The 24,282-nt window shown below is 30.7% G+C and carries 24 protein-coding genes; 17 read left to right on the top strand and 7 right to left on the bottom strand.

The features are described from left to right. Window positions 1-8 precede the first annotated feature (8 nt). A complete protein-coding gene (gene bla, locus ACN0WB_RS05140; RefSeq protein ID WP_417429509.1) occupies window positions 9-911 on the bottom strand; it encodes a class A beta-lactamase, subclass A2 in 903 nt (300 codons plus the stop codon). A 449-nt stretch (window positions 912-1,360) separates the two neighbouring features. Further along, entirely contained in the window at window positions 1,361-2,323 is a 963-nt protein-coding gene (locus tag ACN0WB_RS05135) for a Gfo/Idh/MocA family protein (RefSeq protein WP_417429507.1), read from the bottom strand. Between the two features lie 133 nt (window positions 2,324-2,456). Here ACN0WB_RS05135 and ACN0WB_RS05130 point away from each other — a divergent pair, with 133 nt between their 5' ends. Further along, window positions 2,457-3,107 (top strand): protein-L-isoaspartate(D-aspartate) O-methyltransferase, encoded by a 651-nt coding sequence (locus ACN0WB_RS05130; protein WP_417429505.1) that lies wholly within the window; start codon window positions 2,457-2,459, stop codon window positions 3,105-3,107. Between the two features lie 48 nt (window positions 3,108-3,155). On the opposite strand, the gene ACN0WB_RS05125 is transcribed toward ACN0WB_RS05130, so the two are convergent. Both ACN0WB_RS05125 and ACN0WB_RS05120 read right to left on the bottom strand, forming a co-directional pair. After that, window positions 3,156-3,980 carry an SDR family oxidoreductase gene (locus tag ACN0WB_RS05125; protein WP_417429503.1) on the bottom strand — a complete coding sequence of 275 codons (825 nt, stop codon included), beginning with the start codon at window positions 3,978-3,980 and terminating at the stop codon, window positions 3,156-3,158. Window positions 3,981-4,066: 86 nt separating this feature from the next. Next, window positions 4,067-5,044, bottom strand: coding sequence for a beta-ketoacyl-ACP synthase III (locus tag ACN0WB_RS05120; RefSeq protein WP_417429501.1), 978 nt, complete (start codon window positions 5,042-5,044; stop codon window positions 4,067-4,069). Between the two features lie 174 nt (window positions 5,045-5,218). On the opposite strand from ACN0WB_RS05120, the gene ACN0WB_RS05115 reads away from it, so the two are divergent. The 5 genes from ACN0WB_RS05115 (at window position 5,219) to ACN0WB_RS05095 (ending at window position 9,863) form a co-directional block, all read left to right on the top strand. After that, entirely contained in the window at window positions 5,219-5,509 is a 291-nt protein-coding gene (locus tag ACN0WB_RS05115) for a hypothetical protein (RefSeq protein WP_417429499.1), read from the top strand. A 334-nt stretch (window positions 5,510-5,843) separates the two neighbouring features. After that, window positions 5,844-7,829, top strand: coding sequence for a urocanate hydratase (locus ACN0WB_RS05110; RefSeq protein ID WP_417429497.1), 1,986 nt, complete (start codon window positions 5,844-5,846; stop codon window positions 7,827-7,829). A 19-nt stretch (window positions 7,830-7,848) separates the two neighbouring features. Next, window positions 7,849-8,532, top strand: a complete 684-nt coding sequence (locus ACN0WB_RS05105; RefSeq protein WP_417429495.1) for a peptidoglycan DD-metalloendopeptidase family protein — start codon at window positions 7,849-7,851, stop codon at window positions 8,530-8,532. Between the two features lie 241 nt (window positions 8,533-8,773). Then, window positions 8,774-9,262 (top strand): RNA polymerase sigma factor, encoded by a 489-nt coding sequence (locus ACN0WB_RS05100; protein WP_417429493.1) that lies wholly within the window; start codon window positions 8,774-8,776, stop codon window positions 9,260-9,262. Window positions 9,263-9,269: 7 nt separating this feature from the next. Next, a complete protein-coding gene (locus ACN0WB_RS05095; protein ID WP_417429491.1) occupies window positions 9,270-9,863 on the top strand; it encodes a hypothetical protein in 594 nt (197 codons plus the stop codon). 62 nt (window positions 9,864-9,925) lie between these two features. Here the strand turns inward: ACN0WB_RS05095 and ACN0WB_RS05090 are convergent, their stop codons facing one another. Then, complete coding sequence (locus ACN0WB_RS05090; protein WP_417429489.1) at window positions 9,926-12,145, bottom strand: NADP-dependent isocitrate dehydrogenase; 2,220 nt, start codon at window positions 12,143-12,145, stop codon at window positions 9,926-9,928. 174 nt (window positions 12,146-12,319) lie between these two features. On the opposite strand from ACN0WB_RS05090, the gene tpx reads away from it, so the two are divergent. The 3 genes from tpx (at window position 12,320) to ACN0WB_RS05075 (ending at window position 13,839) form a co-directional block, all read left to right on the top strand. Continuing rightward, entirely contained in the window at window positions 12,320-12,817 is a 498-nt protein-coding gene (gene tpx / locus ACN0WB_RS05085) for a thiol peroxidase (protein ID WP_417429487.1), read from the top strand. A 151-nt stretch (window positions 12,818-12,968) separates the two neighbouring features. Beyond that, window positions 12,969-13,382: an SRPBCC domain-containing protein gene (locus ACN0WB_RS05080; protein ID WP_417429485.1), complete on the top strand. Its 414-nt coding sequence runs from the start codon at window positions 12,969-12,971 to the stop codon at window positions 13,380-13,382. 16 nt (window positions 13,383-13,398) lie between these two features. Beyond that, window positions 13,399-13,839: an SRPBCC domain-containing protein gene (locus ACN0WB_RS05075; RefSeq protein WP_417429484.1), complete on the top strand. Its 441-nt coding sequence runs from the start codon at window positions 13,399-13,401 to the stop codon at window positions 13,837-13,839. A gap of 4 nt (window positions 13,840-13,843) precedes the next feature. Here the strand turns inward: ACN0WB_RS05075 and ACN0WB_RS05070 are convergent, their stop codons facing one another. Together ACN0WB_RS05070 and ACN0WB_RS05065 are read right to left on the bottom strand one after the other, a co-directional pair. Beyond that, the gene (locus ACN0WB_RS05070) at window positions 13,844-14,299 is read right to left on the bottom strand and encodes a BlaI/MecI/CopY family transcriptional regulator (protein WP_417429482.1); all 456 of its coding nucleotides are present in this window, start codon (window positions 14,297-14,299) and stop codon (window positions 13,844-13,846) included. A gap of 7 nt (window positions 14,300-14,306) precedes the next feature. Further along, on the bottom strand, window positions 14,307-14,894 hold the full coding sequence (locus ACN0WB_RS05065) for a phosphatase PAP2 family protein (RefSeq protein WP_417429480.1): 588 nt from the start codon (window positions 14,892-14,894) through the stop codon (window positions 14,307-14,309). A 204-nt stretch (window positions 14,895-15,098) separates the two neighbouring features. Between ACN0WB_RS05065 and pdhA the strand changes: the two genes are divergently transcribed. The 8 genes from pdhA (at window position 15,099) to ACN0WB_RS05025 (ending at window position 24,268) form a co-directional block, all read left to right on the top strand. Beyond that, complete coding sequence (gene pdhA, locus ACN0WB_RS05060) at window positions 15,099-16,100, top strand: pyruvate dehydrogenase (acetyl-transferring) E1 component subunit alpha (protein ID WP_417429478.1); 1,002 nt, start codon at window positions 15,099-15,101, stop codon at window positions 16,098-16,100. A gap of 88 nt (window positions 16,101-16,188) precedes the next feature. Continuing rightward, on the top strand, window positions 16,189-17,826 hold the full coding sequence (locus ACN0WB_RS05055; protein ID WP_417429476.1) for a 2-oxo acid dehydrogenase subunit E2: 1,638 nt from the start codon (window positions 16,189-16,191) through the stop codon (window positions 17,824-17,826). A gap of 105 nt (window positions 17,827-17,931) precedes the next feature. Beyond that, window positions 17,932-18,600 (top strand): ABC transporter ATP-binding protein, encoded by a 669-nt coding sequence (locus tag ACN0WB_RS05050; protein WP_417429474.1) that lies wholly within the window; start codon window positions 17,932-17,934, stop codon window positions 18,598-18,600. Between the two features lie 85 nt (window positions 18,601-18,685). Further along, on the top strand, window positions 18,686-19,363 hold the full coding sequence (radC, locus tag ACN0WB_RS05045) for a RadC family protein (protein WP_417429472.1): 678 nt from the start codon (window positions 18,686-18,688) through the stop codon (window positions 19,361-19,363). After that, window positions 19,360-20,289, top strand: a complete 930-nt coding sequence (locus tag ACN0WB_RS05040; RefSeq protein WP_417429470.1) for a hypothetical protein — start codon at window positions 19,360-19,362, stop codon at window positions 20,287-20,289. Before radC ends, ACN0WB_RS05040 begins: the two co-directional genes overlap by 4 nt. After that, on the top strand, window positions 20,286-20,795 hold the full coding sequence (locus ACN0WB_RS05035; protein WP_417429468.1) for a hypothetical protein: 510 nt from the start codon (window positions 20,286-20,288) through the stop codon (window positions 20,793-20,795). The genes ACN0WB_RS05040 and ACN0WB_RS05035 overlap by 4 nt, the downstream gene beginning before the upstream one ends. Before the next feature lie 17 nt (window positions 20,796-20,812). Beyond that, window positions 20,813-21,424 (top strand): inorganic pyrophosphatase, encoded by a 612-nt coding sequence (locus tag ACN0WB_RS05030; protein WP_417429466.1) that lies wholly within the window; start codon window positions 20,813-20,815, stop codon window positions 21,422-21,424. A 120-nt stretch (window positions 21,425-21,544) separates the two neighbouring features. Next, window positions 21,545-24,268 carry a sodium-translocating pyrophosphatase gene (locus tag ACN0WB_RS05025; protein ID WP_417429465.1) on the top strand — a complete coding sequence of 908 codons (2,724 nt, stop codon included), beginning with the start codon at window positions 21,545-21,547 and terminating at the stop codon, window positions 24,266-24,268. Window positions 24,269-24,282: the final 14 nt, after the last annotated feature.

Genomic DNA, 24,282 nt, shown 5'->3' with positions numbered 1-24,282 from the left:
TATTTTTTTTAATTTTTATTTAAATAATCAAAAGTTAGTTTAGAAATTTCTGCAATTATTTCTTCGTTTGTTTTTTGATCTTCTGTGGAATTACTCACAAAAACACAGATTGCGTAATGATTTCCATTTGGCAAAGTTACAATTCCCATATCATTTTCTGCGCCAGTTAAGCCCAAATCATTTTTGCCAGAAGAACCAGTTTTGTGTGCAAGCAGAGTATTTTTAGGCAAACTTCCTTTCAATTTATTTTTCCCGGTTGTTGTTTCAATCATAATTTTCATCAGGAAATCCGTAGAAGATTTGGAAATAATTTTATTGTCGTAAAATTCTTTTAAAAGTTTTACAATCGAATCCGTAGAACTATAATTTTCATATTGTGCGTTCCAATCTTGATGCATCTCTTCTTCATTAAATTTTATTTGAAAATCTTTTACGCCTTTAGAATTCATAAAATCCTGAACGGTTTTTGTGCCGCCAATTAATTTTAGTAGAATATCGCAACCATTATTATCGCTTTGTGCAACGGTGTATTTTATAATTTCCGCTAAAGTTAATTCTACATTTCCACTTGGATATTTCTCGCGAATTGGGCTCCAGGTATTTTCTAAAAGATCCGCTTTTTTAATGAATATTTTTTGTTTTAAATTTAATTTTCCTTCATCAACTAAATTTAAAACTGCCAAAGCAATATGAAATTTGAAGACACTTTGCATCGGTAAATGCTTATCACCATTAATATCAAAAGAAAATGCTTTTTCAAAACTTAAGACAGAAACGGCAACTGTTGCGTTTTTACCTTTAATAATATTTTGGATTTCGGTTTTTAAATCGGATTTATTTTGAATATTTGATTTTTTTTCTTTGCATGAAGAGGAGAAAAAAAAGAGAAATAAGATAATAATGTTTTTCATATATCAGTTTTAAAAAATAGATGTTTTGTTTTCTTGCCTAAATAAATAGTGGCACTCGCAATTGCTACGTTAATAAATATAAGATAAACATATTCAATATTTTTTAAATGCATTTCTGAATTTAAAAAAGTTAAAGAAAATATTAAAAAAGAAAGCCAAAATAAGAAACTCAAAAGAAAGCCAAATTTCTTTTGTTTTAAAATTAGAACAAAACCAAAAATTCCAAAAAGACATAAAATAAATGGAAAAATGAAATTTAAAATAATCCTTAAATATGAAAACTTTATTTCTTGAAATTCTACTGGATTATTTTTAGAAAGATTAAACCAAATCTGAATGCTTAAAAACTCATAATACAATCTGAAAATACAGAAGGTAAGTTGTAAAGCTAGAATTATAACTAAAAATACATTTAAATTTGAAAAACGTTTTTTCATTTGTTTGAAATTCTAACTAATCATCTTCACAATTTCCAAAGCCACTTTCAAAGCCTCCGTTCCATCTTCCAAAGAAACTTCTACATTTTTATTTTCTGTGATAGAATCTGCAAAACTTTCGAGTTCATCTAAAATAGCATTGTTCGGAGTAATCGGCGGATATTCAAAAATAATCTGGTTTTTTTCGCCTTCCGCATTTTCAATAATCATATCAAAATCAGACGGATTTTCTGGTGCTTCTTTCATACGAATGACTTCAGATTTTTTCTCAAGAAAATCAACAGAAATATAAGCGTCTTTCTGAAAAAACCTAGATTTTCGCATCGCTTTCATAGAAATTCTGGAAGTCGTTAAATTTGCAACGCAACCATTTTCAAACTCAATTCTCGCATTACAAATATCCGGAGATTTTGAAACCACAGAAACGCCTGAAGCATGAATTTCTTTTACTTTAGATTTTACCAAACTCAATAAAATATCCAAATCGTGAATCATTAAATCCAGAACCACAGAAACATCAGTTCCTCGCGGATTAAATTCAGCCAAGCGGTGGATCTCAATAAACATCGGGTTTTTAATGTAATCTTTTGACCCAATGAAAGCGGGATTGTATCTTTCAACATGTCCAACCTGGGCTTTAATTCCAAATTCTCTACATTTAAAAAGAATTTCCTCTGCTTCCTTTAAATTTTGTGTCACAGGTTTTTCGATAAAAAATGGAATTCTATTTTTTATTGCTTTCATTGCAAAATCGTAATGGTATAAAGTCGGAGTTACAATATCAAGCATTTCAATTTGTGATAATAATTCATCGAAATTTTCAAAATATTTATAGCCAAATTCTGCTTCTAATTTTTTACCATTTTCCACATCTTTATCGTGAAAACCAATTAAATTATATTTTTCAGATTGATTAAGAAGTTTTAAATGAATTTTTCCCAAATGTCCTGCACCAACTAAACCTGCTTTCAACATAAAATTTTAATTTTTTAAGTTTTGTAAAGATAATAAAAGTGATGGAAGAAAGAAGAGTGAAGTTGGAAGTTTTACAAGTTCATTTTCCATTTTCCATCTTCCAACTTCCATCTAAAATTGCTATTTTTGTAATATGACGGATTCTTTTGTACATAAAGGCAAACGAAAATTTTTAGTAGAATATCTTCGGGAGAAAATCGGGATTTCAGATGAAAATGTTTTAAAAGCAATGAATGATGTGCCGCGACATTTATTTATACAAAGTATCTTTGAAGAATTTGCCTATGAAGACCGCGCATTTCCCATCGCTGCGCAACAAACAATTTCGCATCCATCAACAGTTGCCGAACAAACCGAACTTTTAGAAATTAATAAAGACGAAAAAGTCTTGGAAATCGGAACTGGTTGCGGTTATCAAACAATGGTTTTAATGAAAATGCACGCTGTGGTTTTTACTATTGAAAGACAAAAAGATTTATTTGATTATTCTAAAAAGAAATTTAAGGAATTAAATTGTCGTCCGAAATTTCAAAGTTTTGGTGATGGTTTCTTGGGACTTCCAACTTTTGCACCTTTTGATAAAATTTTAGTGACTTGTGGTGCAGAAAATTTACCACAAGAATTATTACATCAACTAAAAATCGGCGGGAAAATGGTCATTCCTTTAGGAAAAACTGATGAGCAAATTTTATACAGATTTACAAAAATTTCAGAAAATAAAATTCAAAAAGAAGAATTTGGAATTTATAAATTCGTACCAATGTTAGGTGATACAAATCTTTAAAGATGGAATTTAATTCAAATCTAAAATTTAGAATTTAAAATTTTGATTTTATCCCATAATATGAAAACCTCCATCAACATGCCGAATTTCACCTGTAATTCTAGTTTCTTTACGGAAAAGATGAACCACTTCATGCGCTAAATCTTCTGGCAAAGCATTTCCAAGCGGACTTAATCGATGAGCTCTTGCAACATCTTCGTCTTTCAACGTCGCATTTCCTGCTTTACTTCCCATATAAGGTGAAAATCTCAAAGCATTTGCTCTGATTCCGTATTTATTTCCCAATTCATAAGCCATTTCAATCGTTAATCTTTCTAATGCTGCTTTTGCAATACTCATATTAATATATGGAAAAAATGAAACTTTTTCTGCAGCGATATAACTTAAAGACACAATTGAAGCGCCGTTTTGGAGAACGCCATTATCCAATAAAGCGTGGCAAAGTGAAATCAATGAAAATGCAGAAACATTCATAGTGTCATTAAATTCTTCTGCAGTAACTTCCAACATTGGTTTTACAGATTTATTTCTGATTGTTTTATCCATTGCAATGGCGTGTAAAAAACCATTAATAGGAATATTTTTTTCTTTTAAATCATGTGCTAAAAACTGTAAACTTTTAGGCAAAGTAACATCTAAAGGTGTGGTATAAACATTATTTCCTAAAACTTTTTTCACTGCATTATCAAAATCTGCATAATTTTTATTTAAAAAATCCTTTGCTTTTTCAGATAAATTTTTGTGAAATGGTGTGACGCCAAGTCCAGTGCAAACAACGTTTCCATTATTTTGCAGCACTTTTTCTGCTATTTTCATAGCTAATGAATTTTCATCTGCAATTCCAGTGATTAAAAAAGTTTGATTTGAAAGCATAATTTTAAAGTAAAAAGTAAAAAATATAAAGTAAAAAGTAAAAAGTTTTTTTAATAATTTCTGGACAACTGAACAACTGAACAACTTTACGCTTTATAAAGCGCCGTTCCCCAAGTCCAACCAGAACCTACGGCTGCAAAAAGTAATAGATTTCCAGGTTTTATTTTTCCGCTTTTGAAGGTTTCATCTAAAACAATTGGGATTGTTCCGCCCGAAGTATTTGCATATTTATCCATATTTGTCATTACTTTTTCGAAGGGAATATTAACTTTTCTTGCAGTTTCCTGTAAAATTCTAATACTTGGTTGGTGCGGAATTACCCAATCAACATTGTCTGAAGTTAAATGATTTGCTCCTAGAATTTCTGTAATTACCTCGGGTAAAACTTTTGTCGCGGTGTTGTAAACTTCCTTTCCATTCATTTGGAAAAAATGCTGTCTGTTTTTTAAAGTTTCTACTGATGCAGGAATTTCGCAACCACCTGCAGGAATATTAAAATGTAATTTTCCACGTCCATCTGCGTGTAATTTAAAATCAAAGAAACCTTTATCTTCGCTAGTTGCGGAGATTAAAATTGCACCTGCTCCGTCGCCGAAAAATACAGAATCTTTTCTTTCCCAATCAGTAATCGTGGAAAAAGTATCCGCTCCAATTACCAAAACATTTTTATACATTCCAGTTTGTACAAATTGGCACGCAATTGCAATTCCATAAAGTCCACCAGAACAAACGGCCGAAATATCAAAAGCCACTGCTTGAAAAGCACCCATCTTTTCTTGTACAAAACACGCCGTAGAAGGCGCTTGTCTGTCGGGAGTAGAAGTGGCGACAATAATTAAATCAATATTTTCTGGTTTCACATTTGTTCCTTCTAAAGCCTTTAAACCTGCTTTATAAGCCAAATCACTTGTTACTTCGCCTACTGCAATTCTTCTTTCTTTAATTCCTAAATTTTTAAAAATCCATTCATCAGAAGAACCTACAGCTTCGAAAAAATCATTTTTTAAAATTTTTGGTGGTAAATAAGATCCCGTTCCTTTTATGTAAGCGTTCGTTTTTGTCATATTTTAAAATTAACTACAAATATCAAATAAAATTTTAAAATGATTAACTATAATCTACAAAAATTTTATAAATGCTATTTTTTTGAAATTATAATCTTTATTTGTTTGAATTTGTCTCAAATTGTGAGAATAATTTGTGGCAAAAGATTTGTTATAAATCTTAAAAATTATATTATGAATACTGAAAATAATCTCAAAGAGCAAAACGAAAATTTAAAAAAAATAAATTATCCGAAATCTGAAGATATCTTCAATCAAGAAACACATACTTCCATTGATCCAAATGGTACGCTTGAAGAAAATGAAGATTTGAACGATAATATGGAAGAAAATTTGGATGTTCCTGGTTCTGAATTGGATAATGCGCAAGAAGAAGTGGGTTCTGAAGATGAAGAAAATAATTATTATAGTACAAGCGATAATAATGACAACCATGAAGAAATTAATGAAGATTTAATTTCTTAAAATTTGAAGCAAATCGGTTTCAGTTTTCTTGGAAATTGTTCCGGCTTTCCATTACAATCTGTCATTGCGAGCAAAACAAAAGCAATCCGTTGATTAGAAATTGACCGCAGCTCGCAATAACAGGATTTCCATTTCAATCCGGGCTAAAAAGCTCGGGTTTTTTATTTTTTGATGGAATTAAATGGAGTTTTGTTTACTATTAAATTAAATTGAGGTAGAGTGTTGATTAAAAAAATTTGTTCAATTTGTAAAATCTGCCAGAAAAAATTGAAATTTTTGGTAATCTTTTTTTAATTGAATATCTTTAAGCCAAAAGAATTTCAAATTTTCAACAATGACTTTCCAAGAACAAATTAAAAAAGGAATTCCGTCAGAATTACCAAAAATAAAACCTTACAATACTCAAATAAACCACGCACCAAAGCGAAAAGATATTCTCGATAAAGAAGAAAAAAAACTTGCCTTAAAAAATGCTTTGCGCTATTTTGAACCCAAATTCCATACAGAATTATTACCTGAATTTCAACAAGAATTAGAAGATTTTGGTAGAATTTATATGTACCGTTTTCGCCCAGATTATGAAATGAAAGCGAGACCAATTTCTGAATATCCTGGAAAATCTTTACAAGCAAAAGCAATTATGCTTATGATTCAAAACAATTTGGACTATGCAGTTGCGCAACATCCACACGAACTTATTACTTATGGTGGAAATGGCGCGGTTTTCCAAAATTGGGCGCAATATCTTTTGACAATGAAATATTTGTCTGAAATGACGGATGAACAAACTTTAACCATGTATTCTGGTCATCCGATGGGATTATTTCCGTCCTCGAAAGATTCACCGCGAGTTGTCGTGACGAACGGAATGGTTATTCCAAATTATTCCAAACCAGACGATTGGGAAAAATTTAATGCACTTGGAGTTTCGCAATACGGACAAATGACGGCGGGAAGTTATATGTACATCGGTCCTCAAGGAATTGTTCACGGAACAACAATTACGGTTTTAAACGCATTTAGAAAAATAAAGAAATCACCAAAAGCTGGACTTTTTGTTACATCCGGATTGGGCGGAATGAGCGGCGCACAACCAAAAGCAGGAAATATTGCAGGTTGCATCACAGTGATTTCGGAAGTCAATCCGAAAATCGCAAAGATTCGTCACGAACAAAAATGGGTGGATGAAATCCATGAAGATTTAGATCAATTGGTTTCTAGAGTAAAAAAAGCGCAGGAAAATCAGGAAACTGTTTCGCTCGCATATCTTGGAAATGTAGTGAAAGTTTGGGAAAAATTTGACAAGGAAAATATTAAAATTGATATTGGTTCCGATCAAACATCACTTCACAATCCTTTTGCCGGTGGTTATTATCCGGTCGGAATTTCTTTCGAAGATTCTAATAAAATGATGGCTGAAAACCCAGAACTTTTTCAAGAAAAAGTTTATGAAAGCTTGAGAAGACACGCAAAAGCAATCAACAAACACACTTCAAAAGGCACTTATTTTTTCGATTATGGAAATGCTTTTTTATTAGAAGCGAGTAGAGCGGGAGCGGATATTTTAGCAAAAAATCCCACTTTGGGAAGAGAGTTTAAATACCCAAGTTATGTGCAAGATATTATGGGACCGATGTGTTTTGATTTTGGTTTCGGTCCGTTTCGTTGGGTTTGTGCAAGCGGAAAACCAGAAGATTTAGAAAAAACGGATCAATTGGCATGTAAAGTTTTAGAGGAAATTATGAAAAATTCTCCAGCAGAAATTCAGCAACAAATGCAAGATAATATTACTTGGATAAAAGGCGCACAAGAAAATAATTTGGTAGTTGGTTCTCAGGCGAGAATTCTCTACGCCGATGCAGAGGGCAGAATGAAAATTGCGGAAGCTTTTAATAATGCGATCAAAAATGGAGAAATCGGCGAAGTGATTTTAGGAAGAGATCACCACGATGTTTCTGGTACAGATTCACCTTATCGGGAAACTTCAAATATTTATGACGGTTCCAGATTTACGGCAGATATGGCAATTCAAAATGTCATTGGCGATAGTTTTCGTGGTGCAACTTGGGTTTCCATTCACAACGGAGGCGGCGTTGGTTGGGGCGAAGTCATCAACGGCGGTTTCGGAATGTTGCTTGACGGAAGTGCAGAAGCAGAAAGAAAATTAAAATCAATGCTTTTTTGGGATGTTACTAATGGAATTTCCCGCAGAAGTTGGGCACGAAATGAAAATTCAGTTTTTGCAATTAAAAGAGCGATGGAAAATGAACCAAATTTAAAAGTGACCTTGCCGAATTTTGTGGATGAAGGTTTGTTTTAATAAATTAAAATAAGAACCCATGAATTTATTTCAAGAAATTCTAAAAAATCAAGAAAACATAAAAGTAATCGATGAAAAAATTAATTATAGCGATTACGCTGCTTTTGATCTTTCGGCAAAACATACCGATAAACTTAATTTAGATTTAACAGACGCAAATAAATTCGAAGAATTTGTAGAAAAACATCTTTCAGAAAACAACGCAAAAGTAGCTTTCGGCGGGTATTTAGAAAAAAGAAATCTCTATAAAAGAAGTGAAAATTTTAACCAAGAAAATGTAGAAGAACGAAATATTCACATCGGTTTGGATCTTTGGATAAAAGCGGGAACTTCGGTTTTAAGCGCTTTAGATGGAAAAATTCATAGTTTTCAAAATAATACGGCGTTTGGAGATTATGGTCCAACTATTATTTTAGAACACGAAATTGAAGATGTTACTTTTTACACTTTATACGGTCATTTAAGTTTAGAAAGTTTAGAAGGAAAAATGGAAGGACAAATTGTAACAAAAGGACAAAAAATTGCAGAACTGGGAAAATTACCAATCAATGGAGATTATGCGCCGCATTTGCATTTTCAAATTATTAAAAATATAGAAAATAAAAAAGGTGATTATCCCGGCGTTTGCAGTTTAAAAGATTTGGATTTTTACAAAGAAAATTGTCCGGATCCGAATTTGTTATTGAAAATCTCAAATCATTAACCGATTATTTAGAAATTTATAAAATTACTAATATTTATAAATTTCTGAGACCATTTTTATATTTTCAAATTTATCGGTTTGAAAATTCTATTATTATCAATCATATAATTTGACTTGCTAAAAGTACATTTTCTAGATCTAAAAACTTTGAGTTCTTATTTAATGATTCGATTAATTTTCATTATACTTTTTTTTTGTAACATATTTTAAAAGTTTAAACTAATGCAATAGACATTAAAAAATGAATCATTCTTCTCAAGAATTTTTAGCACAAATCGAAAAACACAAAGGAATTTTATTTAAAATTTCTAAAATGTATATGGATGATTTAGATAATCAGCAAGATTTGTTTCAGGAAATTACTTATCAAGCGTGGAAATCTTATCCGAAATTTCGGGGCGAAAGTCAGTTTTCAACTTGGCTTTATAGAATTGCATTGAATACGGCAATCATTTTTTTAAAATCTGAAAAGAAAAGAAAAGGATTTTCGGCAAATTTTGATGAAAACATTTCTGTAGCAGTTGAAAATTATGATGTTGAAACCGAAGAGAATTTAAAGAAAATGTATGATGCAATTCATCAACTTAATAATATTGATAAAGCTTTGATTTTCTATTATTTAGAAAATTTTAGTGGAAAAGAAATAGCAAATGAAATGGGAATTACAGAAGTGAACGTTCGTGTAAAACTAAACCGCGCAAAATTAAAATTAAAAGAACTTTTAAAATAAAATTGATATGGAATTAGATAGTTTAAAAAATACGTGGCAAAATGAATCTCCAGAATCTACGCCAGAAATTTCCTTAGAAAAACAAAAAGAATTGCATTTACCGTTAGAAAAAATCCGCAGAAATATGCGCATGGAATTTTGGTCTAGCGTGTTTTTTCTCGCATTTGCATTTGTATTTATTTGGAGTTTAACTTTTATGCCTTTTAAGTTTAAGTTTTATCTTACAATGCTCACTTTTTCAATGGTTATAGTCGTTTCATTTTTTTTCTACCAATTTTTCTTATTCTACAAAGAAATCTCCAATCTTACAGTAAAAACTTTTGAATCTTTAAAAGATTTAATGCTACAATTCCAACTAAACAAGCAATATTATATTTCTTTTTATTTAAGTTTTGTGCCATTTCTTGTGTGTGAATTAATGATTGTTATTAATTTTATTCCAGCTTATGATCATTTTAGTAATTTAAAATTTGCTATATTATTTTTAGGATTGGTGCTTTTTTCTCTTACTTTATTATTTTTTGTTGGGAAATGGTGGTTTCAATGTTTTTATGGAAAACATATTAAAAATATTTCGCAACAGATTGAAGATTTAAAATAAAAATAAACAATAAAAAAACAGCAATTGTAAAAATTGCTGTTTGAATTGTTTTTCTTAAAATTTTAAATTGTACTTATAATTGAATTTAAAGTTTCTGATGGTCGCATTGCTTCATCCGTTTTCTTAAAATCTGGAAAATAATAACCACCAATATCTTGCGGTTTTCCTTGTGCGCCAATTAATTCAGAATTAATTTTTTCTTCATTATTTTTAAAATCTTCCGCTACTTTTTTGAAATGATTTGAAAGTTCAGAATCTTGCGTTTGTTCCGCTAATTTTTGCGCCCAATACATTGCTAAATAAAAGTGAGAACCGCGATTATCAATTTGTCCCAATTTTCTTGCAGGAGATTTGTCATTCGCTAAAAATAAATCATTTGCTGCGTCTAAAGCATCGGCTAAAACTTGCGCTTTTTGGTTGTGTTTTGTTTGCGAAATAAATTCTAAACTCGCTTGTAAAGCTAAAAATTCACCTAAAGAATCCCATCTTAAATAACCTTCTTCAATAAATTGCTCAATATGTTTTGGCGCAGATCCACCTGCTCCGGTTTCAAAAAGTCCGCCGCCATTCATTAATGGAACAATAGAAAGCATTTTTGCAGAAGTTCCCAATTCTAAAATCGGAAATAAATCTGTTAAATAATCTCTTAAAACATTTCCAGAAACTGAAATGGTGTCTTTTCCTTCACGGATTCTTTCTAAGGTTACTTTCATCGCTTCTTTAATATCCAAAATGCGAATGTCTAAACCAGAAGTGTCGTAATTTTTTAAATATTTTTCTACTTTTTTCGTGATTTCTCGGTCGTGCGCTCTTTCATGATCGAGCCAAAAAATTGCAGGTGTGTCGGATAATCTCGCACGGTTTACCGCCAATTTCACCCAATCTTGAATTGGTGCATCTTTGGTTTGACACATTCTAAAAATATCGTCTTTTTCTACTTTTTGTTCTAATAAAGTTTCGCCATTTTCGTTCTCAACTTTTACAATTCCGTCTGCAGATACTTGAAAAGTTTTATCGTGAGAGCCGTATTCTTCTGCTTTTTGCGCCATTAATCCGACATTTGGAACAGAACCCATTGTTCTTGGATCAAGTGCGCCGTTTTTCTTCATATCTTCAACTACGGCTTCATAAAATCCAGCGTAACTTCTATCTGGAATTATGGTAATTGTGTCTTCTTCTTTCCCTTCTTTATTCCACATTTTTCCGCCACCACGAACTAAAGCAGCCATGGAAGCATCTACAATTACATCAGAAGGAACATGGAAATTGGTGATTCCTTTGTCAGAATTTACCATCGCTACTTTTGCACCGTTTTCTAAAGTTTGAGAAATAGCATTTTTAATTTCTTGTTCTTCTGGTTTTCCTGAAATTTTATCATACAAATCTTGCAAACCGTTATTTGGATTGACGTCTAAAGTTTTAAATAAATCTGCATATTTAGTAAAAACATCTTTAAAATAAGTTTCTACAATTGCTCCAAAAATAATTGGGTCAGAAACTTTCATCATGGTTGCTTTTAAATGCGCAGAAATCATCACATCTTTTTCTTTTGCCTCTTGAATTGTTTTTTTCACAAATGATTTTAAAGAATTCAGATGCATTACGGAAGAATCAATAATTTCTCCTGCTTTTAAAGGTGTAAAATCTTTTAATATTTTTGAAGAACCGTCATTTCCATAAAAAACGATTTTATATCTTCCGTCATTTTCAATAGTTGTAGAAGTTTCAGTTCCAAAAAAATCACCACTATTCATATAAGCCACTTCAGTTTTAGAATCAGATTTCCATTCTCCCATTCTGTGTGGATTATTTTTAGCGTAATTTTTTACTGCTTTTGGCGCTCTTCTATCAGAATTTCCTTCACGCAAAACTGGATTTACCGCACTTCCCAAAACTTTAGAATATTTTGCTTTTATCGCTTTTTCTTCTTCATTTTTTGGTTCAGATGGATAATTTGGAATATTATATCCGTCTTTTTGAAGTTCTGAAATGGCTTCATCTAATTGTGGCGTAGAAGCAGAAATATTTGGTAATTTAATAATATTCGCATCTGGTGTTTTTGCTAAATCTCCTAATTGTTTTAAAGAATCAGTTACCTTTTGGTTTTCTTTTAAATATTCTGGGAAATTGGCTAAAATTCTTCCTGCTAAAGAAATGTCTGAGGGAATAATTTCAATATCTGCGGTTTTTGCAAAGGCTTTTACAATTGGTAAAAAAGAATGCGTTGCCAACATTGGAGCTTCATCCGTGAGAGTATAATAAATTTTAGAATGATTAGGCATTATAATTATAATTTTTGATTTTTTAATGATTGCAAAAATAAGGAATTATGTTTTAGCAATAAAATTATTAAAATTGCTTTTTCTAATCTGTTAAATTTTGTTTAAAAGTGTCTTTGTCTTTGTTTTTCCTTTCAATATTCATTAAATTTGAACTAAAATAAAATATAAAATATTATGGCAAAAATTACATTACACGGCAATGCAATAAATTCTGTTGGAGAACTTCCAAACGTGGGCTCAGAAATAAAAGATTTTAAATTAACAGGATCAGATTTAAATGAAAAATCACTTTCAGATTTTGCGGGAAAACGTAAAATTTTAAATATTTTTCCAAGTATTGATACCGGAGTTTGTGCAGCTTCTGCAAGAGAATTTAATGTAAAGGCAAATGATTTAGAAAACACAGTGGTTATAAATATTTCTAAAGATTTACCATTTGCATTAAGTAGATTTTGTGCTGCAGAAGGTTTAGATAACGTTGAAAGTCTTTCAGATTTCCGAGGAAATTTTGGACAAAATTACAATGTAGAATTGGTAGATTCACCCATGAAAGGTTTATTAAGTCGAGCAGTAATTGTAACGGATGAAAATAATAAAGTTCTTTACACCGAGCAAGTTCCAGAAATTGCACAAGAACCCAATTATGAAGCGGCACTTTCTGCATTAAAATAGTTTAATGTTTACAAGATTAATAGAAAAAGAGAATTATAAAATTTTAAAATGTTTTGTAATTCTCTTTTTTATTTGAAATCAAAAAATAGGTTCGAAAATTCAATAAAATTTTGTATTTTTAAAATCATTTAATAATAAAATACTTTCGGTTATGGACAAAATTACTTTAAAAATTATCATCTTAGAAAATGTAGAAAAAGTCTGGAAATATTATACAGAACCTAATCATATAATGAAATGGAATTTTACAGATCCTTCGTGGTTTTGCCCAAAAGCAGAAAATAATTTGCAAGTCGGTGGAAGTTTTAAATATCGAATGGAATCTAAAAAAGAAAATTTTCATTTTGATTTTGAAGGGGTTTATGATGAAATTATTCCATTAAAATTACTTAAATCTCATCTCATAGATGGAAGAACTATTGAAACTCAATTCCATGAAATAGATGGTAAAACCACGGAAGTTATACAAATTTTCCAACCAGAAAATGATAATTTAAGAGATAGCCAAAGAAATAATTGGTATGCAATTTTGGATAATTTTCACAAATATGTGGAAAATCACTAATTTTATATAAATAGAAATGGAAACTTTAAATTTTGAAATTGATATAAAATCTTCACCAGAAGAAATTTGGAAAATTCTTTGGGATGAAGAAACTTATAAAGTATGGACGCAATTTTTTTCCAAAGATTCTGTTATGAAAACCGATTGGAAAATTGGCGGAAAAACATACTTTTTAGACCAAAAAGGAAACGGAATGGTTTCTACAATTTCTACTTTAAAAAAACCGTTTGAAATTGTTTTTAGACATTTAGGTTGGGTTGAAAATAATGTTGAAACTACAAAAACCAAAGAAGTTGAAGAATGGAGTGGAATGGAAGAAAAATATTTTTTATCTGAGCGCGAATGTTTTACGCATTTAAAAGTAATTGTGCATTCTCCAAATGAATATCACGATATGATGAAAACGAGCTTTACAAGAGGTTTGGAAATGGTGAAAATGCTTTCTGAAAGAAAATAAAATTTTATTTTTTCTTTTTTTTCTTTTTCTTTTCTGTGAGTTCTTCTACAAATTCCCGAAGTGCCGTTTTTTTCTTTTTTTTCTTTTTACGTTTTGGTATAACGCTGGTTTTTACTTCAAAAAATTGATGCAAATCTTCTGTTGAAATAGTTTTTAAATCTAATAATCGCTCTACTAATTCTATGGAGTTTTTCTTAAAATATCTTTTGATAAATTGTTTTAATTTAAAATTTTGAAATTCTTCAAGAGGAATAATAACCTCATACTTAAAGATTCTGCCTTCTTTTTCAGTTTTTAAAAATTCTTTTTCAACTAATATTTTGAGATAGGTAGAAACAGTATTTTGATGCGGTTTTGGTTCAGGTAATTCTGCCATTATATCTCGCAAATAAGCAGTGTTTAAACTCCATAAAGCCTGCATAATGTCTTCTTCGGAAGGCGTGAGATTTGTAATTTTCATAAAAATTTTAATCAAAATTTAAAAATAAACTTGAAACAACAATTGCGATAATTGCACCACTTATAACTTCTTGTAAAGTATGTTTTTTTAAAATAATTCTGGTGAAACCAACTATTAAACTTATTATTAACCAAATAATTCCCAAGTAATGATTTTGAGCGAAAAACAGAGCAGCTACATAAATATTTAAAGCGGTATGCATTGAACTTTTAATAAATAAATTACTGATTTGCATTATGATAAGTAAGAACAATAAATAAAGTATTTCCGTTTCAAATTTATTAGTAATTAGATAATTTATTAAAATATAAATTGTGAGTGCCGCAATAATAAAATAATATAGTGTTTTGCGCTCTTTTCTGTCAGAAACATCTGCATCCGAGTATTTACCGCTCTTCACACGTTTATAAATCCAAAAAGATATGGGAAGAATAAGGATAAAAAATAATAAAAGAAACTGTTTTAAACCTTCATTAAAATCTCCCACTTTAATTTGTACATAAAAAAAATACAATAAAAGTGAAAATAAGGGATTGAATAAATTAGTAAAAAATTTCGCTAATTTTAAAATAAAAGAAGATTCTTTAAATAACATAGGCTTTTCAATTCTTCAAAATTAAGTTAAAAAAAATGACTGTAAAAAATTATTCAGGTGGTTTGCTAGTAAAAAATGAAAGTTTTTATTATTTTTGCCTAATATTCCAAGTTAGTATGAAATCGCTCTATATAAGTTTCACACCAAACAGTATTAACTTAAAGATGATTACATTTAACTATTGAAAACAATAAATATCTATAAATGAAAGAATTTTCGAAAGAAGTTTACCTTAAATGGTATGAAGATATGACGATGTGGAGAAGGTTTGAAGACAAATGCCGTTCTCTTTATTTGAAACAAAAAATCCGTGGATTTTTACATTTATATAATGGTCAAGAAGCAATTCCTGCAGGTTTTACCCACGCCATGGATATGTCAAAAGACAGTATGATAACAGCTTACAGATGTCACGTTCTCGCAATGTCGATGGGAGTTGATCCAAAAAGAGTTTTGGCAGAATTATGTGGAAAAGCAACAGGAACTTCTGGCGGAATGGGTGGTTCTATGCATATTTTTAGTAGAGAACATCGCTTTTATGGCGGTCATGGAATTGTAGGAGGTCAAATTCCTTTAGGAGCTGGAATTGCTTTTGCAGATAAATATTTCCAAACCGGCGGAGTAAATATTTGTTTTTTTGGAGACGGTGCTGCAAGACAAGGTTCTTTGCATGAAACTTTTAATATGGCGATGAATTGGAAATTACCAGTCGTTTTTGTAGTTGAAAATAACCAATATGCAATGGGAACTTCAGTAAAAAGAACAGCGAGCCACGAAGATATTTATAAATTAGGATTAGGATATGAAATGCCTTGTTTACCAGTAGATGCAATGGATCCAGAAAAAGTTGCAGAAGCTGCTTTTGAAGCAATTGAAAGAGCAAGAAGAGGAGATGGTCCCACTTTTATAGAAGCCAGAACTTACCGTTACAGAGGACATTCAATGTCTGATGCAGAACCTTATAGAACTAAAGAAGAAGTGGCAATGCAAAAAAACCATGATCCAATTGAACTAGTAAAACAAAGAATTTTAGAAAATAATTGGGCAACTCATGAAGAGTTAGAAAATATTGAAAATAAATCACGTGACTTTGTAGATGAATGTGTGGAGTTTATGGAAAATTCTCCATATCCAACAAAAGATAAAGTTTATGAGTACGTATATTCAGAAGAAAATTATCCATTTTTAGACCAATTAGAAAATTAAAATAAATTGATAATGTGCAAATTTGAAAAATATTTTCGAAAATTTAATTTGCACATTGTTACATTAACTCATTATCACATAAAAAACAATGGCTGAAGTAATTACAATGCCGCGACTTTCTGATACAATGTCTGAAGGTAAAGTGGCAAAATGGCATAAAAAAGTAGGAGATTCTGTAAAGGAAGGTGATATTTTAGCCGAAATAGAAACAGATAAAGCCGTTCAGGATTTTGAATCAGAATTTGATGGAACACTTTTATATGTTGGTGTCGAAGAGAATGGTGCAGCTCCAGTTGATTCCGTTTTAGCAATTATTGGTAAAGAAGGAGAAGATATTTCTGCTTTAAAAGAAGGAAATTCTAAAGAAAAAAAATCTGAAGATAAAACGGAAGAAAGTAAATCTGATGAAAAAGTTGAAGAATCAAATTTTACCGAATCTGCTGAAATTCCAGAAGGAGTAGAAGTTATCAATATGCCGCGACTTTCTGATACTATGACGGAAGGAAAAGTAGCGAAATGGCATAAAAATGTTGGAGACAAAGTAAAAGAAGGTGATATTATTGCTGAAATTGAAACCGACAAAGCTGTTCAAGATTTTGAGTCAGAATTTGAAGGAATTCTTCTATACAGAAGTGTAGAAGAAAATGAAGCAGCACCAGTTGATACAGTTTTAGCGATTATTGGACCTGAAGGAACAGATGTTTCCGGAATTATTTCCGGTGGTTCTGCTCCAAAAAAAGCCGCAGAAAAACCGAAAGAAAATACTGAAAAAGTAGAAGAAAAAGAAAAACCGACTGTTTCGCAAGAAACTTCTGTTACAAATCAAAATTCTACGGATCGTGTTGCAATTTCTCCTTTAGCTAAAAAAATGGCAGAAGATAAAGGAATTGATTTTCATTCTTTAAAAGGAAGCGGTGATAATGGAAGAATTGTAAAAAAAGATATTGAAAATTATCAACCGACGGCAAAAGTAGAAGCAAAACAAAGCTCTGAAACAGTTTCTGCAAAAGCAGCACCAGTTCAAATTCCAACAAATTTCGTTGCTGGAGAAACTACGGAAACGCCAAATTCCCAAGTTCGAAATATTATTGCAAAACGTTTATCTGAAAGTAAATTTACTGCACCGCATTATTATTTAATTGTTGAAATCAACATGGATAAAGCGATTGTAGCCAGAAAAGAAATTAATTCTTTACCAGATACCAAAATTTCTTTTAATGATATGATTATTAAAGCAACTGCAATGGCTTTGAGAAAACATCCACAAGTAAATTCTACTTGGAAAGCTGATAAAATTATTCATCACGGCGATATAAATGTAGGAGTTGCAGTTGCAATTCCAGATGGTTTGGTTGTTCCTGTTTTGAAAAATACCGATTTTATGAATTATACCCAGATTTCTGCGGCAGTAAAAGATATGGCGGGAAGAGCAAAATCCAAAGGTTTGAAAGCCAATGAAATGGAAGGTTCAACTTTCTCCGTTTCAAATCTTGGAATGTTTGGAATTGAAACTTTTACGTCAATCATTAATCAACCGAACTCTGCAATTTTATCAGTCGGTGCAATTGTGGAAAAACCAATTGTTAAAGACGGACAAATCGTTGTTGGAAATACAATGAAATTATCTTTAGCTTGTGATCACAGAGTTGTAGATGGCGCAACTGGAGCACAATTCTTACAAACTTTAAAAACTTATTTAGAAAACCCTTTGACTTTATTACTTTAATATTTTCTAATTAAAATATATTAAATCCTTTCAAAAATAATTTGAAAGGATTTTTTTTGTTTAATAATTATCAAAAATTAAAATCAAATCCCTATTTTTGACCTTATGATAAAAGCAAAAAACATCCACAAATCTTACGGTAATCTTGAAGTCTTAAAAGGCGTGGAAGTTCATATAAAAGAAGGTGAAGTAATTTCTATTGTGGGCGAATCTGGCGCAGGAAAATCTACACTTTTGCATATTTTAGGAACTTTAGATGCACCAACTAATACTAAAAAATATGGCACCGAAATTACAATTGATGGCGAATCTTTCATTAATATGAATGACAGACAATTGTCTAAATTTCGTAATGAGAAAATTGGTTTTGTCTTCCAATCTCATCAATTATTACCAGAATTTACAGCTTTAGAAAATGTGCTTCTTCCTACTAAAATTTCAGGGAAAAATGAGAAGGAATCTATGGATAAAGCGTATTCTTTATTCGATGATTTGCGATTAACAGATAGATTGCATCACAAACCAAACGAACTTTCTGGCGGTGAAGCACAAAGAGTTTCAGTTGCAAGAGCTTTAATAAATTCTCCAAAAATAATTTACGCCGATGAACCTTCAGGAAATTTGGACTCTAAAAATGCAGATGATTTACATCAATTATTTTTTGATTTGCGAGATAAATACAACCAAACTTTTGTGATTGTAACTCATAATTTAAAATTAGCAGATATTACTGATCGGAAATTGATAATGAAAGATGGTTTGATTGTGAATTAGAGAAAATTAGTGGAAAAACTAAGATCTAAAATAATAATAAGTATAATTTTCAAATTAGCACAGTAACGCATTTTCAAATTAAAAAATGTCAATAAAATTCCTTGCCGAAGACGACCGACCAAGAGAAAAATTTCTTTTGAAAGGGAAAAGTGCGCTTTCAGATTCTGAACTTTTAGCGATAATTATGAGCAGCGGAAGTCGCAATGAAACTGCAGTGGAATTGGGAAGAAGAATTTTAGAATCAGTCGGAAATAATTGGCATAATTTGAGTTTATTAAACTTGCAAGACTTAATGAAATTTAAAGGAATTGGCGAAGCAAAAGCCATTTCAATTTCTGCTGCTTTGGAAATTGGTAGAAGAAAATCTGCGCAGGAAGTGCCAGAAAAAGTTCAAATTTCTACAAGCAATGATGCTTTTAAAGTGTTTCATCCGTTTTTAGCAGATTTGTCAACGGAAGAATTTTGGGTGATTTTTCTGAATCAAAAAAATAAAATTTTAGGAAAATCTCAATTGTCTACTGGTGGAATAAATTATTCTTTAGTAGATGTTCGTGTTTTATTTAGAAAAGCTTTTGAGTTTTCCTGCACCGGAATTATGGTTGCGCACAATCATCCTTCAGGAAATTTAAAACCTTCTGAAGCAGATATGAAAATTACAAAACAGATTTCTGAAGCAGGGAAAATTTTAAATATTCAGCTTTTAGATCATCTTATAATTACTCAAAGTACTTATTTCAGTTTTGCAGATGAAAATTTATTATGATTAAAATATTGAAATACAAAGAAATAGATTTTAATAAATATAATAAATGTTTAGAAAATTCCTGCCAAAATTCTGATTATGCGGAACGACAATTTTTAGATATTGTTTCTAATAAACAATGGTTTCTTTTAGTTTATAATGATTATGAAGCGATAATGCCAGTTTCGTTTGTACGGAAATTAGGTTTTACTTTTATTTTAATGCCAAAAATTTGTCAGCAATTGGGCGTTTTTTCAGAGATTGATAATCCGGAAATCAATTCTCTTTTTTATCACTATTTGCAAAATAATTTTTTAGTTTTAATTTATTCATTTAATAAGAATAATCAATTTAATCAGCCAGTTGAAACGAAAACTTCTTACTTTTTAGAAAAAAATTTGTATCAAAATATTAAAAAGAAATACAGTGTTCATCGTAGAAGAAATGTAAGAATTATTGGTGATTTAGATGGAAATATTTCAATTTTAAAAAATAAAAGAAATGAAATTAAATCTTTTTTTTTGAATAATATTTTAGGTGCTAAAAATCAGAAAATTAAAGAAGATTATTATAAAATCATTCAGAAACTTTTAAATTCAAAAATTGGACAATGTAGAATTTTAAATTTTAAAGAAAAAACGCAATCTTTAGTTTATTTATATGAAGGAAAGAAAACCTATTATCTGAGTTTATTTATTAACGCTCAATTGTTATCAAATAAAAATCTACCTTCTATAATGATTGATAATTGTTTGCAAGAATTTATTAAAGATAAAAATTTTGATTTTGTGGGAAGTGATATAGAAAATGTGGCGAAATTTAATGATAGATTTGGAGCAATTTCTTATAAATATGCAATTTTGAAGAACTCAAAAAGGTCTTTATTAAAAATTTTATTGAAGAACTTCAGAATTATCACTAAATTTGCACCCTCAATTTTTATATGAATTTTGACGCTTTTTTTCCATATGTATTTCCAATAATTATTGCAATTCCATTTTTGGTTTTGCTAAGACAATTTGTATTTACTTTTTTAAAACTAAAAAATAAAGAATTACAGCTTTTAAGTTTAAAATCTAATTCAGAAAATAAACTTCAAGCTTACGAAAGAATGACTCTCTTTTTAGAAAGATTGAAGCCTTCAAATTTGGTTATGAAATTTGATAAAAATTTAAAACCGAGTGAATTTATTTTCTTAACAGAAAAAAATATTCAAGAAGAATTTGATTATAATGCTTCACAACAACTTTATTTAAGACAAAACACTTGGAATAATATTGTGACTTCAAAAAATAATATTTTACAACTTCTTCATAAAACCTTTGAAGAAGTTCACAACCTTCAAGATTTAAAAGATTTTAAAACTGTTTTTCTCATGAAATATGTAGAAGATTCAGATTTTATTTCAGAAACAATCAATGATTTGCGCAAAGATATTGCGCTTTTAAACTAAAAAATATATTAAAAATAATGATTCCAAATTTTAAAGCCCATCCGTGGCACGGAATTTCAGCTGGAGAAAATGCTCCGGAAGTGGTAACTGTTTTTGTGGAAATTGTCCCTTCAGACACCATAAAATATGAAGTAGATAAAGAAAGTGGTTATTTAAAAGTGGATCGTCCTCAAAAATTTTCAAATATTATTCCGGCTCTTTACGGCTTTATTCCGAGAACTTATTGTCATGATGAAGTTAAAAGATTGGCTGTAGAAGGTGGTTCAGAAGATGTTTCTTCGGGAGATCACGATCCTTTAGATATTTTAGTTTTGAGTTCGCATAACATTCATGCAGGAAATCTTTTAATGGATGCGATTCCCATAGGTGGTTTTAAAATGATTGATAAAGGAGAAGCGGATGATAAAATAGTTGCAGTAATGGTAGGAGATCAATCTTATGGACATTTCCGTGATATTTCAGAATTACCTGCTGCAGAAATTAATCGTTTACAACATTATTTCCTCACATATAAAAATTTACCAACTGAACCATCAAAATGTAGAATTGATTTGGTTTATGGAGTAGATCATGCAAAAGAAGTAATTGTGGCATCACAGAAAGACTATGCAGATAAATTTGGTGGATAAGATTTTACAATTTTTTTATAAAATATTCTAATAAAAAATTATTTTTATAGCATTAAAAAGCTTTTATATCAGATAATTTTCTATATTTAACGTCTCTTTAACAAAAAAATTATTTTAACTATGAATTTATTTTATTTGGTGCCGGTTTTCGGTATTATTGCTCTGATTTTTACTTTTATCCAAAGCAATTGGGTAACCAAACAAGACGCCGGAGACGGAAAAATGAAAGAAATCAGTGGCCATATTGCAGATGGAGCAATGGCTTTCTTAAAATCTGAGTATAAAGTTTTAAGTTACTTTGTTGTAATTGTTGCAATTCTTTTATCTATAATGGGATATTCTAATGAAAATTCACATTGGAGTATCGCAATTTCTTTTATTGTTGGTGGAATATTTTCTGCAACTGCAGGATTTATTGGGATGAAAATCGCAACAAAATCTAATGTTAGAACAACACAAGCTGCAAAAACTTCTTTATCTAAAGCATTGAAAGTTTCATTTACTGGTGGAACTGTAATGGGAATGGGAGTTGCAGGTTTAGCGGTTTTAGGTTTGGGTTCACTATTTATTATTATTAAACAAATTTTCGCTCCAGATGCTTTAGTAAGTTCTCATGAAATGGAAAAAACCATTGAAATTCTTACAGGATTTTCTTTAGGGGCAGAATCTATCGCACTTTTCGCAAGAGTAGGTGGTGGAATTTATACAAAAGCAGCCGATGTAGGTGCAGATTTAGTTGGAAAAGTAGAAGCTGGAATTCCAGAAGATGATCCCAGAAATCCAGCTACAATTGCAGATAACGTAGGAGATAACGTAGGAGACGTTGCAGGAATGGGCGCCGATTTATTTGGTTCTTATGTTGCAACTGTTTTAGCAACTATGGTTTTAGGAAGAGAAACAATTTCAATGGATAATTTTGGTGGTTTTGCTCCAATTTTATTACCAATGTTAATTGCTGGAACAGGAATTATATTTTCAATTTTTGGAACATTTTTCGTTAAAATTTCTGATAGTGTTGGTTTAAGTACACAAAAAGTTCAGAACGCTTTGAACCTTGGAAATTGGGGAAGTATTGTAATTACCGCTTTTGCATCTTTCTTTTTAGTTAGTTATTTATTACCAGAACACATGGTGTTACGTGGACATGAATTTACAAGAATGGGCGTTTTTGGTGCAATCATCGTTGGATTAATTGTAGGAACTTTAATGAGTGTGATTACAGAGTTTTATACGGCAATGGGAAAAAGACCTGTTCAAAGTATTGTAGATCAATCCTCAACTGGTCATGCAACCAATATCATCGGTGGTTTAGCTGTAGGAATGGAATCTACATTTTTACCGATTTTAGTTTTAGCAGGTGGAATTTTAGGTTCTTATTATTTTGCTGGACTTTACGGAGTTGCAATTGCAGCAGCTGGAATGATGGCAACAACTGCAATGCAATTAGCAATAGACGCTTTTGGACCAATTGCAGATAATGCAGGTGGAATTGCAGAAATGTGTGAACTTCCAAAAGAAGTTCGTGAGAGAACAGATATTTTAGATGCTGTTGGAAATACAACTGCTGCAACTGGAAAAGGTTTTGCTATTGCTTCTGCTGCATTAACAGCTTTGGCTTTGTTTGCTGCTTTTGTTGGTATTGCAGGAATTGATAGCATTGATATTTATAGAGCCGATGTTTTGGCTGGTTTATTCGTTGGAGCAATGATTCCATTTATATTTTCTTCTTTAGCAATACGTGCAGTTGGACAAGCTGCGATGGCAATGGTAGAAGAAGTAAGAAGACAATTTAGAGAAATTCCTGGAATTTTAGAAGGAACTGGAAAACCCGAATATGAAAAATGTGTAGCAATTTCTACAGATGCTTCAATTAAAAAGATGCTTTTACCAGGCGCAATTACTATTATTTCTCCAATTATTGTTGGTTTTATTTTCGGACCTGAAGTTTTAGGAGGGTTTTTAGCGGGCGCAACTGTGAGTGGCGTTTTGATGGGAATTTTCCAAAATAATGCAGGAGGAGCTTGGGATAACGCGAAAAAATCTTTTGAAAAAGGAGCAGATATTAAAGGTGAAATTCATTACAAAGGTTCAGAACCGCATAAAGCATCTGTAACTGGAGATACTGTAGGAGATCCATTTAAAGATACTTCTGGTCCATCAATGAATATTTTAATTAAATTAATGTCAATCGTTTCTTTAGTAATTGCACCTTCTTTATTGAAAGTTCATGGTGATTCTATTAAAAAAGAAAGACATGACAAAATAGAGAATTTGCAAAAAATGGAAGCTTTATATGCATCTCCAGTTACAACTGCAAATTCTAATGAAGTAAAAAACTTAGGAAAATTAAATGCAGACGGAGATTATGTTTATGATTTAGGTTCGATGATGGATTATAAATTGCCAAACAATGAAACTATAAATGTTGGTGAGAATAGCGAATTGGCACTGTTTGCTGAAGATATTAAAATGAGAGATGAGAGTCTTTTAGAAAAAGACCATTGGTTTACAATTCAAAATTTATTTTTTAAATCTGGTGAAAATACTTTAAAAGATGGTTCACAATTGCAATTAGAAAATCTTGCTAAACTCATGAACGCTTATCCAACTTTAAAATTAAAATTGGGAGGTTATACAGATAATACTGGTTCTGAAGAAATCAATAAAACTCTATCTAATTTACGTGCATCTACTGTAAAGTTAGAATTAACAAAGTTAGGAGTTGCTGCGGATAGAATAGAAGCTGAAGGTTTTGGTTCTCAATTTCCTGTTTGTCCTGAAAATGATACAGATGAATGCAAAGCGCAAAATAGAAGGATTGATGTTCGCGTATTAAGTTTCTAAAATTCAACAAAATT

This window comes from Halpernia sp. (assembly GCF_048269545.1).
In the GTDB taxonomy this organism is placed as follows: domain Bacteria; phylum Bacteroidota; class Bacteroidia; order Flavobacteriales; family Weeksellaceae; genus Halpernia.
Note: the sequence above shows the minus strand (reverse complement) of the source record. Positions and strands in the feature narration are given on the sequence as shown.

Excerpts from the sequence above, each read along its gene's own strand:
- bla (WP_417429509.1), bottom strand. The coding sequence starts at position 911 with ATGAAAAACATTATTATCTTATTTCTCTTTTTTTTCTCCTCTTCATGC.
- pdhA (WP_417429478.1), top strand. The coding sequence starts at position 15,099 with ATGAAAGAATTTTCGAAAGAAGTTTACCTTAAATGGTATGAAGATATG.
- ACN0WB_RS05070 (WP_417429482.1), bottom strand. The coding sequence starts at position 14,299 with ATGAAAATTACAAATCTCACGCCTTCCGAAGAAGACATTATGCAGGCT.
- ACN0WB_RS05090 (WP_417429489.1), bottom strand. The coding sequence starts at position 12,145 with ATGCCTAATCATTCTAAAATTTATTATACTCTCACGGATGAAGCTCCA.
- ACN0WB_RS05115 (WP_417429499.1), top strand. The coding sequence starts at position 5,219 with ATGAATACTGAAAATAATCTCAAAGAGCAAAACGAAAATTTAAAAAAA.
- ACN0WB_RS05075 (WP_417429484.1), top strand. The coding sequence starts at position 13,399 with ATGGAAACTTTAAATTTTGAAATTGATATAAAATCTTCACCAGAAGAA.
- ACN0WB_RS05120 (WP_417429501.1), bottom strand. The coding sequence starts at position 5,044 with ATGACAAAAACGAACGCTTACATAAAAGGAACGGGATCTTATTTACCA.
- ACN0WB_RS05100 (WP_417429493.1), top strand. The coding sequence starts at position 8,774 with ATGAATCATTCTTCTCAAGAATTTTTAGCACAAATCGAAAAACACAAA.
- tpx (WP_417429487.1), top strand. The coding sequence starts at position 12,320 with ATGGCAAAAATTACATTACACGGCAATGCAATAAATTCTGTTGGAGAA.
- ACN0WB_RS05105 (WP_417429495.1), top strand. The coding sequence starts at position 7,849 with ATGAATTTATTTCAAGAAATTCTAAAAAATCAAGAAAACATAAAAGTA.
- ACN0WB_RS05095 (WP_417429491.1), top strand. The coding sequence starts at position 9,270 with ATGGAATTAGATAGTTTAAAAAATACGTGGCAAAATGAATCTCCAGAA.
- ACN0WB_RS05030 (WP_417429466.1), top strand. The coding sequence starts at position 20,813 with ATGATTCCAAATTTTAAAGCCCATCCGTGGCACGGAATTTCAGCTGGA.
- ACN0WB_RS05130 (WP_417429505.1), top strand. The coding sequence starts at position 2,457 with ATGACGGATTCTTTTGTACATAAAGGCAAACGAAAATTTTTAGTAGAA.
- ACN0WB_RS05110 (WP_417429497.1), top strand. The coding sequence starts at position 5,844 with ATGACTTTCCAAGAACAAATTAAAAAAGGAATTCCGTCAGAATTACCA.
- ACN0WB_RS05135 (WP_417429507.1), bottom strand. The coding sequence starts at position 2,323 with ATGTTGAAAGCAGGTTTAGTTGGTGCAGGACATTTGGGAAAAATTCAT.
- ACN0WB_RS05025 (WP_417429465.1), top strand. The coding sequence starts at position 21,545 with ATGAATTTATTTTATTTGGTGCCGGTTTTCGGTATTATTGCTCTGATT.
- ACN0WB_RS05050 (WP_417429474.1), top strand. The coding sequence starts at position 17,932 with ATGATAAAAGCAAAAAACATCCACAAATCTTACGGTAATCTTGAAGTC.
- ACN0WB_RS05040 (WP_417429470.1), top strand. The coding sequence starts at position 19,360 with ATGATTAAAATATTGAAATACAAAGAAATAGATTTTAATAAATATAAT.
- ACN0WB_RS05125 (WP_417429503.1), bottom strand. The coding sequence starts at position 3,980 with ATGCTTTCAAATCAAACTTTTTTAATCACTGGAATTGCAGATGAAAAT.
- ACN0WB_RS05035 (WP_417429468.1), top strand. The coding sequence starts at position 20,286 with ATGAATTTTGACGCTTTTTTTCCATATGTATTTCCAATAATTATTGCA.
- radC (WP_417429472.1), top strand. The coding sequence starts at position 18,686 with ATGTCAATAAAATTCCTTGCCGAAGACGACCGACCAAGAGAAAAATTT.
- ACN0WB_RS05055 (WP_417429476.1), top strand. The coding sequence starts at position 16,189 with ATGGCTGAAGTAATTACAATGCCGCGACTTTCTGATACAATGTCTGAA.
- ACN0WB_RS05080 (WP_417429485.1), top strand. The coding sequence starts at position 12,969 with ATGGACAAAATTACTTTAAAAATTATCATCTTAGAAAATGTAGAAAAA.
- ACN0WB_RS05065 (WP_417429480.1), bottom strand. The coding sequence starts at position 14,894 with ATGTTATTTAAAGAATCTTCTTTTATTTTAAAATTAGCGAAATTTTTT.